18 protein-coding genes and 1 riboswitch are annotated in these 15926 nt (G+C 47.5%); of the genes, 14 read left to right on the plus strand and 4 right to left on the minus strand.

Annotated features, from left to right (window positions below):
• Positions 1-16: 16 nt before the first annotated feature.
• The 3 genes from ACKPCD_RS02700 to glmS all read left to right on the plus strand — a co-directional run bounded on the left by ACKPCD_RS02700 (position 17) and on the right by glmS (position 3876).
• On the plus strand, positions 17-454 hold the full coding sequence (locus ACKPCD_RS02700) for a PTS mannitol transporter subunit IIA (RefSeq protein ID WP_068561278.1): 438 nt from the start codon (positions 17-19) through the stop codon (positions 452-454).
• A 12-nt stretch (positions 455-466) separates the two neighbouring features.
• The gene (locus ACKPCD_RS02705; protein WP_321433917.1) at positions 467-1615 is read left to right on the plus strand and encodes a mannitol-1-phosphate 5-dehydrogenase; all 1149 of its coding nucleotides are present in this window, start codon (positions 467-469) and stop codon (positions 1613-1615) included.
• Positions 1616-2067: 452 nt separating this feature from the next.
• Positions 2068-3876 carry a glutamine--fructose-6-phosphate transaminase (isomerizing) gene (glmS, locus tag ACKPCD_RS02710; protein ID WP_321433918.1) on the plus strand — a complete coding sequence of 603 codons (1809 nt, stop codon included), beginning with the start codon at positions 2068-2070 and terminating at the stop codon, positions 3874-3876.
• 333 nt (positions 3877-4209) lie between these two features.
• On the opposite strand, the gene ACKPCD_RS02715 is transcribed toward glmS, so the two are convergent.
• The 3 genes from ACKPCD_RS02715 to ACKPCD_RS02725 are packed head-to-tail and all read right to left on the minus strand — an operon-like array spanning position 4210 to position 5019.
• Positions 4210-4476 (minus strand): Txe/YoeB family addiction module toxin, encoded by a 267-nt coding sequence (locus ACKPCD_RS02715; RefSeq protein ID WP_321433919.1) that lies wholly within the window; start codon positions 4474-4476, stop codon positions 4210-4212.
• Entirely contained in the window at positions 4461-4715 is a 255-nt protein-coding gene (locus ACKPCD_RS02720) for a type II toxin-antitoxin system Phd/YefM family antitoxin (protein WP_321433920.1), read from the minus strand. The genes ACKPCD_RS02715 and ACKPCD_RS02720 overlap by 16 nt, the downstream gene beginning before the upstream one ends.
• Positions 4716-4758: 43 nt before the next feature.
• Positions 4759-5019: a hypothetical protein gene (locus ACKPCD_RS02725; RefSeq protein WP_068561273.1), complete on the minus strand. Its 261-nt coding sequence runs from the start codon at positions 5017-5019 to the stop codon at positions 4759-4761.
• A 134-nt stretch (positions 5020-5153) separates the two neighbouring features.
• On the opposite strand from ACKPCD_RS02725, the gene ACKPCD_RS02730 reads away from it, so the two are divergent.
• From ACKPCD_RS02730 to ACKPCD_RS02780, 11 genes are all read left to right on the plus strand, one after another.
• Entirely contained in the window at positions 5154-5957 is an 804-nt protein-coding gene (locus tag ACKPCD_RS02730) for a sorbitol-6-phosphate dehydrogenase subunit (protein ID WP_068561272.1), read from the plus strand.
• A gap of 15 nt (positions 5958-5972) precedes the next feature.
• A complete protein-coding gene (locus tag ACKPCD_RS02735; RefSeq protein ID WP_321433921.1) occupies positions 5973-7853 on the plus strand; it encodes a BglG family transcription antiterminator in 1881 nt (626 codons plus the stop codon).
• Complete coding sequence (locus ACKPCD_RS02740; protein WP_083546478.1) at positions 7854-8306, plus strand: transcriptional regulator GutM; 453 nt, start codon at positions 7854-7856, stop codon at positions 8304-8306.
• Positions 8307-8346: 40 nt separating this feature from the next.
• On the plus strand, positions 8347-8895 hold the full coding sequence (srlA, locus tag ACKPCD_RS02745; RefSeq protein ID WP_068561270.1) for a PTS glucitol/sorbitol transporter subunit IIC: 549 nt from the start codon (positions 8347-8349) through the stop codon (positions 8893-8895).
• 63 nt (positions 8896-8958) lie between these two features.
• Positions 8959-9966: a PTS glucitol/sorbitol transporter subunit IIB gene (gene srlE / locus ACKPCD_RS02750; RefSeq protein WP_321433922.1), complete on the plus strand. Its 1008-nt coding sequence runs from the start codon at positions 8959-8961 to the stop codon at positions 9964-9966.
• Between the two features lie 252 nt (positions 9967-10218).
• Complete coding sequence (locus ACKPCD_RS02755) at positions 10219-10587, plus strand: PTS glucitol/sorbitol transporter subunit IIA (RefSeq protein WP_068561268.1); 369 nt, start codon at positions 10219-10221, stop codon at positions 10585-10587.
• A gap of 6 nt (positions 10588-10593) precedes the next feature.
• A complete protein-coding gene (locus ACKPCD_RS02760; protein ID WP_321433923.1) occupies positions 10594-11256 on the plus strand; it encodes a transaldolase family protein in 663 nt (220 codons plus the stop codon).
• A gap of 95 nt (positions 11257-11351) precedes the next feature.
• A riboswitch (TPP riboswitch) is annotated at positions 11352-11478 on the plus strand.
• A gap of 147 nt (positions 11479-11625) precedes the next feature.
• Complete coding sequence (gene tenA / locus ACKPCD_RS02765; RefSeq protein ID WP_068561266.1) at positions 11626-12300, plus strand: thiaminase II; 675 nt, start codon at positions 11626-11628, stop codon at positions 12298-12300.
• Positions 12301-12335: 35 nt separating this feature from the next.
• Positions 12336-12914, plus strand: coding sequence for an ECF transporter S component (locus tag ACKPCD_RS02770; protein WP_086941883.1), 579 nt, complete (start codon positions 12336-12338; stop codon positions 12912-12914).
• A 14-nt stretch (positions 12915-12928) separates the two neighbouring features.
• Entirely contained in the window at positions 12929-14416 is a 1488-nt protein-coding gene (locus ACKPCD_RS02775; protein WP_321433924.1) for an ABC transporter ATP-binding protein, read from the plus strand.
• Positions 14413-15177 carry an energy-coupling factor transporter transmembrane component T family protein gene (locus ACKPCD_RS02780; RefSeq protein ID WP_086989517.1) on the plus strand — a complete coding sequence of 255 codons (765 nt, stop codon included), beginning with the start codon at positions 14413-14415 and terminating at the stop codon, positions 15175-15177. Before ACKPCD_RS02775 ends, ACKPCD_RS02780 begins: the two co-directional genes overlap by 4 nt.
• Before the next feature lie 310 nt (positions 15178-15487).
• Here ACKPCD_RS02780 and ACKPCD_RS02785 read toward each other — a convergent pair whose 3' ends face one another.
• Positions 15488-15844 (minus strand): hypothetical protein, encoded by a 357-nt coding sequence (locus tag ACKPCD_RS02785; RefSeq protein ID WP_321433925.1) that lies wholly within the window; start codon positions 15842-15844, stop codon positions 15488-15490.
• Between the last annotated feature and the right edge of the window lie 82 nt (positions 15845-15926).

Genomic DNA, 15926 nt, shown 5'->3' on the forward strand with positions numbered 1-15926 from the left:
AGAGAGGAAGAATAAGATGAATAATTTAGATAAAGAAATGATCGTTTTGAATAAAGCGTTCGCTTCAAAAGAAGAAGCTATTCGTTTCTGCGGCCAAAAATTAGTGGACGCAGGCTGTGTGGATTCGGATTATGTGGAGGCTATGGTGCAACGCGATCGGATGTTGTCAGTGTATATGGGGAATTTCATCGCGATTCCCCATGGCACCGATGCAGCCAAAGAGCACGTGAAAAAATCAGGCATTTGTGTGGTGCAAGTGCCTGACGGGGTCGATTTCGGCGACGAGCAGGAAGAAAAAGTGGCAACCGTTTTGTTCGGCATCGCAGGAGTCGGCGATGACCACTTGGAATTGATCCAAAAAATCGCGCTGTATTGCAGCGACGTGGATAACGTCGTTACTTTGGCGGACGCTTTGACAAAAGATGAAATCACTGGCAGCTTAGCCATTGCATAAGGAGAGATGAAAATGAAAGCAGTACATTTTGGTGCCGGAAATATCGGCCGCGGCTTTATCGGGGAAATTTTGAATCACAACGGGTATGCAATCACTTTTGTGGATGTGAACGATACAATCATCGAAGCTTTAAAAACACGTGGCGGCTATACGATCGAGCTGGCGGACGAGTCACGCAAACAGATCCAGATCGAGAACGTCACTGGTCTCAATAATGCCAAAGAAGCAGAAAAAGTTGTGGAAGCGATCGTTGAAGCGGATCTCCTCACGACTGCCATCGGACCGAATATTCTGCCCAGAATCGCGCAATTGATTGCAGAAGGGATCAAGGCACGTGCAGTCCGGAACATCCAACAGCCCATCGACATCATCGCCTGTGAAAACATGATCGGCGGATCGACCTTCCTGGCGGGTGAAGTCAAGAAATATTTCACGGACACGGCTTACCTTGATGCGTATGTCGGCTTCCCGGATGCGGCGGTGGATCGGATCGTTCCAATGCAGCAACATGCGGATCCGCTCTTTGTGCAAGTGGAGCCATTCAGCGAGTGGGTTGTACAAGGGACAGCCTGCAAAAGCCCGATCCGACTGGAAGGCGTTGCCTATGTGAACGACCTGGAGCCTTATATCGAACGCAAATTGTTCAGCGTCAATACAGGACACGCTACGGTAGCCTATACAGGAGCTCTGCAGGGCTATGAAACCATCGATGAAGCGATGCAGGATAATCTTGTCGTCATCCAACTGCGCTCGGTATTGCATGAGACAGGCAAATTGTTGATCGCTAAATGGGGATTCGACGCAGCCGAACACGAGAAATATATCGAAAAAATCATCGGCCGTTTCCAGAACAAATACATTTCCGACGCGATTTCCCGTGTGGCGCGCACGCCTTTAAGAAAATTAGGCAATCATGAGCGCTTCATCCGTCCGATGGTTGAATTGACACAACTTGATGAGATACCCTTCCATTTGCTGGAAACGATCGGCATGGTCTTCAATTATTTCGACCCGGAAGATGAACAATGCCAAGAACTGAAAGAAATGATCCTGCAAAAAGGCTTGGACAAAATCATTCCGGAAATAACCGGGATAGACAATCAAAAAATCTTGGGCAGCATCAAACAGAACGTCGAGAAGTACGCTTATAAGGTGGCTTGATCACTGCCTTTCAATCAGCAACTTTCAACTATACGCGTTGTGCCGGTCAAGGAGACATTTGAGACATCTTGATGAAATCAAACGGCACAACGAGTATAAGTTTTTCTTAAATAATGCTTCAAATCAACATTACAAGTGAAACAGAACAAGAAACATTTTGACAAGGTCACTGCTTGTAGGATAAAATGCATGTATTCTGGAAAATATAAAGCTAGGAGGATAGAGGAAGAAGCAAATGGATAGCGCCAGACTTCAGGGAGCACAGGTAAATTGGCCCTGAAGTGACGAGGATTGGGTTTATCGAAAGATTCGGCGGATGACCCAAGGCAAGTGTAGTCTACAGGATTGAGGTAAAAAAGACCCTTTTGCGGCTGCAGAGCCCAGAACGGTCTTACAGAGATCAATCCCCACACCCAGAAAAAATCGAGATAACAAAGGGGATTTTTACGCTTATGTGTGGAATAGTTGGATATGTAGGACAAGGCAATGTACAAGAGGTATTGTTGCATGGATTAGAAAAATTGGAATACCGTGGTTATGATTCAGCCGGTATTTTTGTCGTAGACGCTGAAAACCAAGGTCATGTATTCAAAGAAAAAGGCCGCATCGCTGATTTGCGTGCAATCGTCGACAGACAGGTGGATGCGCATACAGGAATCGGACACACGAGATGGGCAACACATGGCGTGCCGAGCGCAGAGAACGCGCATCCGCACCAATCTGCGGATGGACGCTTCACTTTGGTTCATAACGGTGTCATCGAAAACTTCAAAGAAATCAAAGACGAGTATCTGCAGGGCGTTAATTTTGTCAGCCAAACAGATACGGAAATCGTTGTGCAGTTGATCGAAAAAATCGCTGCCGAAGGAAATCTGGACGGAAAAGAAGCTTTACGCCGCGCTTTGTCGATCGTAAGGGGTTCTTACGCTTTCGCTTTAGTCGATGCACAAGCTCCGAATGTCCTTTATGCAGCTAAAAACAAAAGCCCGTTGTTGATCGGCTTGGGTGATGACTTCAACGTCGTTGCCAGTGATGCAATGGCTACTGTTCAAATCACAAACCAATATGTCGAAATCCACGACGGTGAAATGATCACATTGACCGCTGATGGCGTCACAATCGAAAAATTAGACGGAAAAGCGGTAACACGTAATCCGTATACGGCTCAAATCGATGCCAGCGACTTGGAAAAAGGGACATACCCTTACTACATGTTGAAAGAGATCGATGAACAGCCTGCTGTTATGCGTAATATCATCCAAAAATACCAAAACGCAGAAGGTCGCTTGACTGTTCCAGAAAAATTGGTCACTGCTATGTTGGAGTCTGACCGCATCCACATCGTGGCTTGCGGAACGAGCTACCATTCCGGTTGGGTAGGCAAACATTATCTGGAAAAAATTGCACAGATTCCGACAGAAGTGCATGTCGCCAGCGAATTCTCCTACAACCCGCCGCTATTGAAAGGTAATCCGTTCTTTATCTTCCTTACCCAAAGTGGGGAGACTGCGGATAGCCGCCAAGTATTGGTGAAAGTAAAAGAATGGGGATACCCAGCTTTGACGATCACAAACGTGGCTGGTTCAACCTTGTCGCGTGAAGCGGACTACACATTGCTGTTGCATGCAGGTCCAGAGATCGCAGTCGCTTCAACGAAAGCTTACACGGCACAAATCGCTGTCTTGGCTGTCTTGTCGGATGCGTTAGGCGCGAGAACGGGTCATGATATGGGAATCGACATGGTCCATGAATTAGGGATCGTCGCAAATGCGATGGAAGCGGTCATCGATGACAAAGAGCGCATCGCTGCATTGGCTGACATCTACTTGCCGAACACCCGCAATGCTTTCTACATCGGCCGCGGGTTGGATTACTTCGTATCGATGGAAGCTGCTTTGAAACTGAAAGAAATTTCTTACATCCAAACAGAAGGTTTTGCTGCCGGAGAATTGAAGCACGGCACGATCGCCTTGATCGAAGAAGGAACTCCGGTCTTGGCTATCATTACCCAAGCAGATGTTGCCAGCCACACCCGCGGAAACGTCGAAGAAGTGCGTTCGCGCGGAGCAAACACTTGCGTATTTGCAATGGAAGGTTTGGCTAATGAGAACGACCAAATCATCTTGCCGGCTGTTCACCCAGCCTTGGCTCCACTGATGACAGTCGTTCCGACCCAACTGATGGCTTACTACGCAACGCTTCACCGTGGCTATGACGTCGACAAACCAAGAAACTTGGCTAAATCCGTTACGGTTGAGTAAACAGCATCTTGTTTAAAAAACATATATGAGCAGTATGGGATCCTTCAGGGATTCCATGCTGTTTTTTTGCGTTTCTTGTTTGGGGGTGCTTGTGCTTACCGGAGCAGCGCGGAAGCGGTCCTCAGCTCCGGTAAGGTGGACGGCTACCGGAGAACACCGGTAATTTCAACCGCAACTCCGACGAAGCTCTTCTTATCGGAGAAGGTAAGAAAATACGATTGGAACTCTGGCGAAGCCTCCGTTCACCGGAGGAACGTGCCGGAACGTCCGCTAATCCAATCCCGGAGAGAAGTTTCAGAAAAAAAGATAGTAGCTGCCTTGATGCGGCAGCTACTATCTTTCGTAATGTGTCCAAGCAGACCAGATAATGACTTCTTTTGTGGCAATGTCAACAGAATAGACTACCCGATGTTGGATATTTAACCGTCGTGAATATTTATCATTCAGATTTCCGACCAATTTTTCATAAGGCAGTGGATTCTGAGAAGGGTTTACTTTTAAAATCTCCATTAATCCGATGAATTTTTGATCTAAATGAGCGGATTTTAAATTTTTTAGGTCTTTCATAGCGGATTTTACTATTTTTACAGAGTATCCCAATCGATATCCCCCAGTGCAACAAATTCCTGTTCTTGTTCACGCTGGTGGATGACATCAGCTACTCCGGAAGATTGAAGGTACAGCGTTTCTTGAATAGCATCCCAATCTTTTTTGCTGACCATAACCGCTTCGCTTTCTTCCTTTTTGCCTGATATGTAGACGGGTTCATGGGTTTCGTTGACATCTTTCAGTAATTGATAAAAGATTTTGCGGGCTTGGCTTGGATTTACGATCGACATAGGATCTCCCCCCTTTTTAGTTTCTTGCATCATTATAGCGTACTTAATTAAGTACGTAAAAAGGCGTGCCGAAATGAATTGCTGAGAAGTTGCGCAGTTTATGGTTCTCCTGATGTATTTTTTCGACTTTGCAGGGTCTGATTAGTTCAAAGATAATAGCACTGCAGTGAAGCAATAGTTGCACTAATTCGCTGTTTTCACTGGAAAAAGTTTTGCTGCGCTGGAAACCGCAGGCGTAAAAAATCAATTTTCCCCATTCGTGGCGCGCTTTTCCAGGAATCAGACCATCAAATATGATTTTCACCCTCCCCTTCTAAATTCCAACAATTGAATTAGTTCAAAAATTGGACTCCTTTTCCGGTTCGAGGACTGTATTAATTTATTTTTTATTTGGTCTATACTCTGGACTATAGAGATTGAAAGGGGATACAAAAAATTATGGCAAACAACTGGTTGGAATTAGACGGAAAAACGGTTATCGTTACAGGAGGAAATTCAGGGATCGGCTTACACATCGCGGATCACTTGAAAGAACAAGGCGCAAACGTCGTTGTAGCTGATTTAAGTGTTGAAACGGGAACTAGTGTATATGGTAAACTGAATGTGAAGACAGATGTGACTTCCATCGAGAGCATCGAGGCAATGGTCGAAAAAGCTGTTGAGAAATTTGGAAAAATCGACGTTTTGGTCAATAATGCAGGTATGAACTTGCCGCGTTTATTGGTGGATGTCTACAGTGATGAAAGAAAATACGAAATCGATGAAGACTCATTCAACAAAATGACAGCAGTCAATCAAAAAGGAATGGTATTCACTACCCAAGCCGTCGTCAGAAACATGCTGAAGAACAAAGTGGAAGGCACGATCATCAATATCTCTTCCGAATCCGGCATGGAAGGTTCGGTCGGCCAAAGCATCTATTCAGCAACAAAAGGCGCTACGAATTCTTACACGCGTTCATGGGCAAAAGAACTGGGTAAATTTGGCATCAAAGTCGTCGGTATCGCACCGGGGATCAACGAAAAAACAGGATTGACAACTCCTGCCTACAATGAAGCATTGGCTTACACAAGAAACATACCGGTTGAGCAATTGGACACAGGGTATGAAAAGAGCATTCCACTGGGACGCGTCGGAAAATTGGATGAAATCGGCTACTTAGTGGCATTCTTATCTTCCAATAAATCCGCTTATATCACTGGAACAACAATCAACATTACAGGCGGGAAATCTAGAGGATAGTATGGGGGCATTAACATGTCAACGGCAAGCGATAGAGAAGTTTTGCTGAGAAGTTTACTCTCAAATAAAGAAACAGATCTTCAGAGTCTCGAGGAAGCAACGGGAAAAAATAGATACCAAATCAAAGCGATCATTTCGGAATTGAACGATGTCTACGAAGGGTTCTTAACAATCCGGTACAAGGATGAATCACAAGCTGGCATCGTCAGAAAGGAGGGGGCGAACATATTCAACACACTTCAGTACAATACCCATCAAGACTTCAATAAGGTAGAATGCAGGGTCGCCTATCTGCTGTACCGCTTGATATGCACAGAGGAGTATCTGAATATCGGCGACCTCTCCGAAGAAATGAGCGTAAGCAGGAGTACGGTGAATAATGACCTTAAAAAGCTGAAGCAGCTTTTGGAGAAATACAATGCGAAAGTCGTCGGAATCCCGAACAAAGGCATCACCTTCCAGTGCAGCGAATTCGGCACCCGCTTGGTTCTCATCTATGAAGTCTTCGAGCTGCTGCAGATGACCTTCCTGCCGGACCAAGAAATCCAGGCTGCACTTGACGAACTCGTCCGGGACTACAAGCTGGATGAGCAGGCGAAAGAACTGCTTCATAAGGCGCTGGCCGTAAGCGTTCACCGGGTCTCACAAGGGCATACGATAGCTTCCGAGATTCCGATGTACAAAAACTTTGAGGCGGATTCGGCGAATATCATCGCCTATATCCAACTGCTGCAAAACAAATTTGCGGTTGCCTTGAATGAGCATGAAATTGCTTTTCTTGCCTTCCCGATCAATACAAGGAACTCCGCTTACGTAAAAGGGACCGAAAACGCCGAAAACGAAGAGGTCCTCAGACAAGTCGTCTCCAGCATGCTGAAGACGGTGCGCGATCAAGTCATGATCGAAATCGATGAAGAAGCCTTCTTCGATAAAGTCAAATACCATCTGCTGTTCTTGATAAACAGGCTGGTCTTCCGGATCCCGAACACGGATCTGTATCTGGAGCAGATCAAGCTCAAGTATCCTTTGGCCTTCGAGCTGGCGAAGATTTCGCTTTCGGAACTGAATCGCCTTTACCAATTGAGAGCCAGCGCGGACGACATCAGCTATCTGGCTGTCTATTACGCACTGATGCTGGACGAAAGGCAAGCGAACGATTCCACAGGGAAAAGCACAAAGGATGTCGGCATCATCACGAACCTTGGGAGAGGGAGTTTTGAGCTGATCAGCAGACAGATCAAAGAGATCGTCGGGAATGAGATGAATATTGTCCACCTCAACACCGATAGCCTGCCGAAAGAAAAACTGAAGCGGTTCCGACTGCTTTTCACAACCGAAGAGATTTCTGTGGACACCGAAGTCCCTGTCATCAAAATCGACAGATTAGTCAGCCCGGACGACTTAGCCCAAAAGATCTATGCCGTGGAAAAAGATCAATATAACATCAAATACCTGACAAACGAGGACATCAGTTATCACCTCGTCAATCTGAAGGGTCAAATGGGTTACTTCGATTATGTGGAAGAAATCATGTCCTACCTTTCCAGAAGATACCGTCTGTCCGAAGATATCCTGGACCGGTTCGTGGAAAAAGAAGAAAGACACACAATGATTTATGAAAACAAGGTAGCTTTCCCGCATTTGACCGACCCAAACATCAACAAGTTGGTGTTTGTCCTGGGAAACATCACGATGGCCAACCGCAACGACGCGTTTTCCTTGATGTTATTTCTAGTGACACCCGAGAAAATTTCTGAGCAGCAAGAGAGAATCTTGATGCAGGTATATGATTTTGTCTTTAAGGTCATCAATGATCCAACTCTGATCAATGATCTGAAAAAAGTGGATGATGCACAAGGACTTATTGAGATGCTGGAGAAAAGAGGTACGAAATAGATGAATAATATGCTTGCATTGGGTATTCTGGTTGTCGGCGCTTTTTTGATCCAAAGCGCACTGGGCTTTTTTCAGATCAGACATTTCGGCAATGAATACAACGAGTTGAAGGCGGACGGCAGAGTTGCGATAGGCAAACGGGCAGGGAAGCTGACTTCCGGAACGATCATCATGTTCCAACTGGATGAAAAAGGCGTCATCGTCAGAGGCAAAAAGCTGCAAGGGACCACAATCTTGGCCAGGTTCAAACCGTACAACAAGTTCAACGGCAGACTGATCGAAGCCATCAAGGCAGAGGATCCGGATGTGCTGGCTGAAATCAAGATCACCCGCAAAACCATCATGAATGCGGTCGCTAATTACCGGATGTTCATAAACGGAGAAATCATTCCGGAGAAAGAATCTCCCTTTAAGGAATTGACCAAAAAAATTACAAACATTAAGTTCGGTTAAATTGTGTCAGAAATAATACATATAATAAGGAGTGTTACATATGGACTTTCTAGTTAAAGGTGCAGAAAGCTTTATCGGATTATTTCAATTAGGTGCAAATACATTTATGAGCTGGATGACCGGCATCGTCCCAATCGTATTGATGCTGATGGTATTCATGAATGTCGTAATCAAGCTGATCGGTGAGGAAAAAATCAACGGCCTCGCACAACGCTTCTCTAAATATTCCTTGGTCAGAAACTGTATCCTGCCTTTCTTGGCAGCCTTCATGTTGGGGAATCCCGCATCATTCACGTTAGGAAGATTTTTGCCGGAGTTCTACAAGCCAAGTTTCTATGCGGCGCTTGCGCAATACAACCATACGAGTAACGGCCTTTTCCCGCACATCAATGCAGGCGAATTGTTCGTATTCCTAGGAATCGCTTCGGGTGTTGAAACGTTAGGATTGAGCACCACGCCACTGGCTATCCGTTATCTGCTTGTCGGGCTTGTGATGAATGCTGTAGGCGCATATGTAACCGACTTCACAACGGCTTATGTCTGCAAAAAATCTGGAATCCAATTGAGCAAAACAGCGAAAGTTCAATAATAACGACCAAGAAGATGTTGCATTAAACAAATAGAATGCATGAGAACGAGAGGGGTATTCATTATGACAAAATATAACAGCATCAAAGTCGAAAAAGGTTCCGGCGGCTGGGGCGGACCACTGATCATCACACCAACAGAGCAAAAACATAAATTCATCTACATCGTAGGCGGCGGAGAAAAACCTGCCATCGTCGACAGAATCGCTGAACTTACAGGTATGGAAGCCGTAAACGGATTCAAAACATCCATTCCGGATGATGAAACAGCCTTGGCTATCATCGACTGCGGCGGAACATTGAGATGCGGCATCTATCCTCAAAAAGGCATCCCGACAATCAACGTTGTTGCCACCGGTAAATCTGGTCCTTTGGCTAAATACATCACCGAAGACATTTACGTTTCAAATGTTGGCTTGAATCAGATCCAAGTAACTGGCGAGACAGCAAATGTAGCGGCAGCAAGCGTAGCAACTGCAGAACCAGTGGCAGAAGAGAAAGTCGCTTACACTACAGATAAAAAACTGACGCAACAAAATGCCGAAAAAGGCAGCGTAGTGGCAAAAATCGGTTTGGCTGCAGGTAAAGGGATCGCAATCATGCTGCAATCAGCCCGTGAAGCGGTGCAGACAGTCTTGCAGACGATCATTCCGTTCATGGCCTTTGTAGCGATGCTGATCGGTATCATCCAAGGCAGCGGAATCGGTAATATGTTCGCGAAAATGATGATTCCATTGGCAGGCAATGTCTGGGGCTTGATGGTCATCGGTTTCATCTGCTCCTTGCCGATCCTTTCTCCGCTATTGGGACCTGGTGCTGTAATCGCGCAAGTTATCGGAACATTAATCGGTGTTGAAATCGGCAAAGGCAATATCGAACCAAGCTTAGCTTTACCGGCTTTGTTCGCCATCAACACACAAAATGCTTGCGATTTCATTCCAGTCGGGTTAGGCTTGCAGGAAGCAGAAGCCAAAACAGTAGAAGTCGGCGTACCATCCGTTCTTTATTCTCGATTCCTGAACGGTGTGCCCCGCGTATTCGTCGCTTGGTTAGCAAGCTTCGGATTATATTAAGAAAAAGAAAAGCTGAACGGGTTCGTTCAGCCCTGATAGAAATTTAGGAAATCGTGCCGACTGAGCATCGCAGAGCGCAATAGGCACGATTTATCTAATTTCCGAAGGGCTTACCCGTGAAGCTAGCCATCTTTTGGGAATGCAGAACATTTTGCAAATGTGTGAAGCAACTAAGGTGATGCACTTCTGAAATTGAATATTTAATAAATTACTATTGCTTTAAAAACTAATAATCGGAAAAGGTGAAGAAAAATGTCAATTTATTCAACGGTAGTCACAGAAATCGGACCTAATGCTAAGGAGTTTTTAGCTGAGGATATGATGGTATTGTTCGGAGACGATGCTCCGGAAGCATTGCGGCCATATTGCTTCCTGATCGAACAAAATGCACTGGAGCAGGATATTCAACTAGGACACGCGTTGGTTATCGGCGACGATAGTTATCGCGTCACAGCAGTGGGTGATGTGGTCAACAAAAACCTCAGGGATCTGGGGCACATCACCATTAACTTCAGCGGAGAAACAGTCGCTGAATTGGCAGGCTCTCTGTATGTTGAACACAAAACAGTGAACGAAATCGCGGAAGGCACCATCATCAAAATCACTGAAACTGTGGGGTAGTAGCGTATGTACATAGATTCGAACGACATCAAAGCAATCGGAAGTTTTTTGAAAAGCGGATTTCTGAAAGGAGTCACCACCAACCCGACGATTTTGTCGACTGGTTCCGGCAGTCGCTTCAAACAATTACAAGATTTATTGGCTTTGGAGCCGACGGAACTTTTTGTACAATTGCTGGGTACGACTTCTGAAGAAATGTTTGCCGATTATGAAGCAATAAAGACATTTGATGCAAATCACCGACTTTCGATAAAGATTCCCGTTACACAAGCAGGCTTGGAAACAATCAAAAAAGTGAAAGAGGACGATCCGGAAAGAGCGATCCTGGGGACACTGATCTATTCTGCGGACCAGGGGATCCTGGCCACCGCAGCCGGATGCGATTATCTGGCACCGTATGTGAACAGGATGCTGAACAATGCGATCGATCCCTTCAAGGCGATCCGTTCCATGCGGACGTTCATCGATGCCAGAGGCTACAAGACCAAAATCATGGCAGCGAGCTTCAAAAATTCCCAACAAGTCATCGATTCATTGGAGTCGGGCGCGCATACTGCCACGATCCCTCCGGATGTCCTGAATAACATGATGAACAAGGATTTGGCGCTGCAGGCATTGCAGGTTTTTGAAGCAGACGGACAAGCGTTGTTGGCTGCATATGGTGAATAAATACAAGAAACGGTAACGTTTCGTGCAACAGAACGAGTTGACTTCCGGAAAAATTATGATACGATTAGAACAACAGCAAATGAACTGAATATTCTTTTTACCACTAGGGGTGCTTTACCGGCGGATGACTGTCCGCCAAAAAGCTGAGATCGAAGTAGGACTTCGAGACCCTTAGAACCTGATCTGGTTTGTACCAGCGTAGGGAAGTGGCGGCCTCTTTTGGCTAAGTAAGTCCCTATTGCATAAGGAACATACAACCACTTTTTTCCGTTGGGAAGAGAGTGGTTTTTTTGTTTGCAAAAATCAAGAGCGGCCGTTCGGATAAGTCGGGACCCTTGCGGAGCGCTCACAGCATATGGAGGGAAAGCAATGACATTTTCAGCACAAATCCGCCAAGCGGTAGAACCGATCTGGGCAGCCAGCATGGAGCATCCGTTTGTGAAAGGGATCGGGGACGGCACCTTGCCGTTGGAGAATTTCCGTTTTTACATCCAGCAGGATTCCTATTACCTGACGCGCTTCGCCAAAATTTTGGCGCTCGGCGCAGCCAAAGCACCGGATATTGCGACGACCAACCAGTTCGCCGACTTCGCGAAGCATACGTACAGCGCCGAAATCGGCCTGCATGAACAATTTTCGAAAAGGATGGGCATCACCGCGGAAGAAAAAGAGTGTTTCAAACCCGCGCCCACAACATACGCCTACACGTCCCATCTCTATCATGCCGGCCACTCGGGGCATTTGGGGGATGTGATCGCCGCCGTTCTGCCTTGCTACTGGCTCTACGCCGAAATCGGCGACGCCTTCATTAATGCAGCACCGGAAGAACCGATCTATCAGGAATGGATCGCTACCTATGGCGGGAAGGATTTTCAGGACCGGGTGGATGAGCAGATTGAGCATCTGGATAAGATTGCCGCAGCCGTGAGTGAAGCCGACCGCGAAAGGATGAAAGAGCATTTCATCATCAGCAGTCAGTACGAATACGCATTTTGGGAAATGGCCTATCGCATGGAAACGTGGCCGGTACCGTTGGAGCAATAAGAGACAAAATAAAACACAATGAGGAGACAGATAAAATGAAAAAAGAATTGAAGCTTACAGATATTTTGGTGACGATCGTCATCGCCATCGCTTTTGGGATTGTCTACATCCTGTGGGGAACAGTCTATTACGCGGTGCAGCCGTTGGGTCTGCATCTTGATCAACTGCTTTACGGCATGTGGTTCATCGCCGGTACCGTCGCCTATTTCATCATCCGCAAACCGGGTGTGGCGCTGTTGGCGGAAATCGCTGCGGCTTCAGGTGAATTCCTTTTGGGTTCGCCATGGGGTCTGACCGTCTTGCTTTCCGGCGTGGTGCAGGGATTGTTTGCGGAATTGGTGTTCATGGCTTTCCGCTACAAACGTTTTGACCTGAAGGTTGCCGCTTTGGCAGCTTCGGCATCTTGTGTGGGTTCGCTTTTGGTGGATGCTTTGAACGGGCAGATCGCTGAGCTGGCTCCTTGGAACTTGGCGCTTTACTTGCTGGCCCGTTTTGCCGGATCGATTTTCTTTGCCGGGGTGCTGGCCTATTATTTGGCGGAAGTCCTGGAGGATACCGGCGTGACGAACCTTGTCCGTCCGCTTTCGACTGAAGATTTCACAGATATGGATTAAGGAGGATGGCGGAAATGGAGCAGCGAGCGTATGTGGAAAAGCTGAAGTTGAAGTTTCCCGGCGACGCCGATTTGTTGTTCAAGGACCTTTCCTTTTCGGTGGCTGAAGGCGAAAAAGTGCTGCTTTTGGGGCCGTCCGGCTGCGGCAAATCCACGCTGCTGCAGGTGTTGAGCGGGCTGATTCCGCAATCGATCGAAGTGCCGATGAAGGCCGAAAAGCTCGTGACGCCGGCTTCCTGGGGCTATGTTTTTCAGGACCCGGACAGCCAATTCTGCATGCCCTATGTCGATGAAGAACTCGCTTTTGTGCTCGAAAATCTGGCGGTTCCGCGCGAAGAGATGGCTGCCAAAATAGACTTTGCGCTCCGGCAAGTGGGTTTGGAGCTGGCGGACAGCCATATCCCCATCGAAAGCCTTTCCGGAGGGATGAAGCAACGGCTGGCGATCGCCTCGGTATTGGTGTTGGATCCGGAAGTGCTCTTTTTGGATGAGCCCTCCGCCATGCTGGATCCGGAAGGAACGGAAGCGATCTGGGAGGTCCTGCAGGATGTCTGCAAGGACAAAACGGTCATCATTGTGGAACACAAAATCGATCATGTGCTGGCATTCGCCGAACGGCTCGTGTTGTTCGATGCATCCGGCCGCATCATCGCCGATGGACCGAACGAAGAAATCTTCTCGGCCCACAAGGACGAGATGAAGGAGCAGGGCATCTGGTTTCCGGGGGTATGGGACCAACATCTGGCGGAAACGCCCTTGCAACGAAAGCAGAAGTCCTTTAGATTGCAGAGTCCGCTGCTGGAACTGCGCGATTTTAAAGGCTTGCGCAATGGGGAAATAAAAATTCAAGGGGCCGGGCTGGCGGCCTATCCGGGTGAATGGGTCATCATCCGCGGCCAAAACGGAGCCGGAAAAAGCACCTTCCTCCATGCCGTCATGCAGTTCATCAAAACGAGCGGGCACTACGAGTTGGAGGGAAAGCCAATCAGAAAATTGAAGAAGCTAGCCGAACGGGTGGCTTTCGTTTTCCAGAATCCGGAGTACCAGTTTGTGGCGAACATGGTCTACGAAGAGATGGCTTATTCGCTCCGGTTGGACGGCAAGGGGAATTCGGAAATCGAGAAGCTGGTGGAGGAATACCTGGAACTCTTCCAGTTGAGCGGGCAGCGGGAGAAAAATCCTTTCCAACTTTCGATGGGGCAAAAGCGGCGTCTGAGCGTCGCTGCGACGATCATCCAAGGTCAGCGGCTGATCCTTTTGGATGAACCGACTTTCGGGTTGGATTCCAAAAACACCTTTGCCTTGCTGGAATTTTTGGAGAGTTACCGGAAAAAGGGCGCCGTCATCCTGATGGTGACCCACGATGAAACACTCTCCCGGAACTACGGAACAACGTTTTGGACGGTTGTCGACGGCGAAATCCGGGACACCACCGGATCGGCTACGGACATGCGGACTGCATTCTCCGCTGATTTGCGCTTGGAAGGGGGACTGTGCAGATGAAGGAATGGGAACAAGCGAAAGAAACTTGGCTCCACCGTGTCAACCCCAGCCTGAAATTGGGCATGTCGCTGCTGCTCTGCATCGCAATTATGTTTGTCCGCAACCTTGAAATCATGGCCTTCATCGGCAGCGGGCTTTTGATCCTGTTCCTGCTGTTTACGGGACAGCCGTTGAAGCGGATTTTGTTGCTATTGATCCCTTTCTGCGCCATTTTCGTGTCGACAGCCAGCGCCATGATCTTGTTCGGAAAAGGCGAAACGCTTTGGTTCGAATGGGGGCTGATCCGCATCACCGAGGAAAGTTTCTTGCGGGGGATGCTGATCGGCCTGCGCGCATTGGTCTTCGCTGTTTTGGGCTTGACCTTCGCATTGACGACGAGGCCGGTCAACTTGTTTTATTCGTTGATGCAACAGCTTCGGCTGAATCCTAAATATGCCTACAGCTTCATGGCTGCACTGCGGTTGATCCCGATCATGACGGAAGAATTCGAAACGATCCGCAATGCTCGCAAGGTGCGCGGAAGCGAAAAGGTGAAAGGCTTGCAGGGTATTCTCTTCAGGATGAAGGTCTACACCATCCCGCTCTTGTCAGGGAGCATCCGGCGTGCGCATCGCATCGCCGTGGCGATGGAAGCGAAAAGGTTTTCCGGCAATGAGAGCCGGACCTATTATTATAAGATAGGTTTTTCCGGCAACGATTTTGTTTTCCTCGCGTACATGGCGCTGCTTGCGGTCATGAGTTATGGGCGAAGCATTGGATAGGTTGAGGAGTTTTTGCATGGAGAAGTTGTGGGGCTACCGAGCTCCGGTTAAGGAGGCTTCGCCGGAGTTGACACCACATTCAGATGCCGTCTTCCGACCAGCTGAAGCTACATCGGAGAAGAGCCCATCTATTTACCGGCTCCTCCGGCGAACGAAAGCCTGGCCGGAGCTGGCGGGTATGTTTTTGCAGTCTTGTTCTCTCGATCTGTGGGATTTCAGCTGCAAAAGTGGAATACGCACAAAAAGGGGCGATCTCATTGCGAGACCGCCCCTTCTTGTCTTATAGTCTTCACTCTAATGTGATGGACTGTTATTCAGTTTGGCAAGATTGATCGCGGACACCGTTTTTGCCGTCATTGTCCGTTTCAGCCGTACCGTATTGGTTGCCGTCGCCGTCTGCTTCGCCCGTAGCGTTTTGGTTACCATCCTGATTGGCTTGCGTACCCGTTCCATCGCACGTGTCGCTTTTCTCGCGGGCACGTTTCATGGTTGCCTCTTCATTGCCTTGTTTTTTTGCTCCTTCATTTGTGCATTCGCCTGACTTGATTTGCTCTTGGGTCATCATGCCGTTCTGGGCTGCCGTGTCGCTCGCTGCCAGTACCGGTGCTGCACCTCCAACAAATAAGCCTGCAACGGATAGGATGGTCATGATTCTTGTCTTGTTCATTTTTGTTTCCCCCTGGTATGATTTTTTGTTATTTCTTACTGACCTAAGAATAATCAAAAAGTGCTTTATTTATAATATTTTT

Origin of the sequence: Trichococcus flocculiformis, assembly GCF_963662535.1 — a bacterium.
Lineage (GTDB): Bacteria > Bacillota > Bacilli > Lactobacillales > Aerococcaceae > Trichococcus > Trichococcus flocculiformis.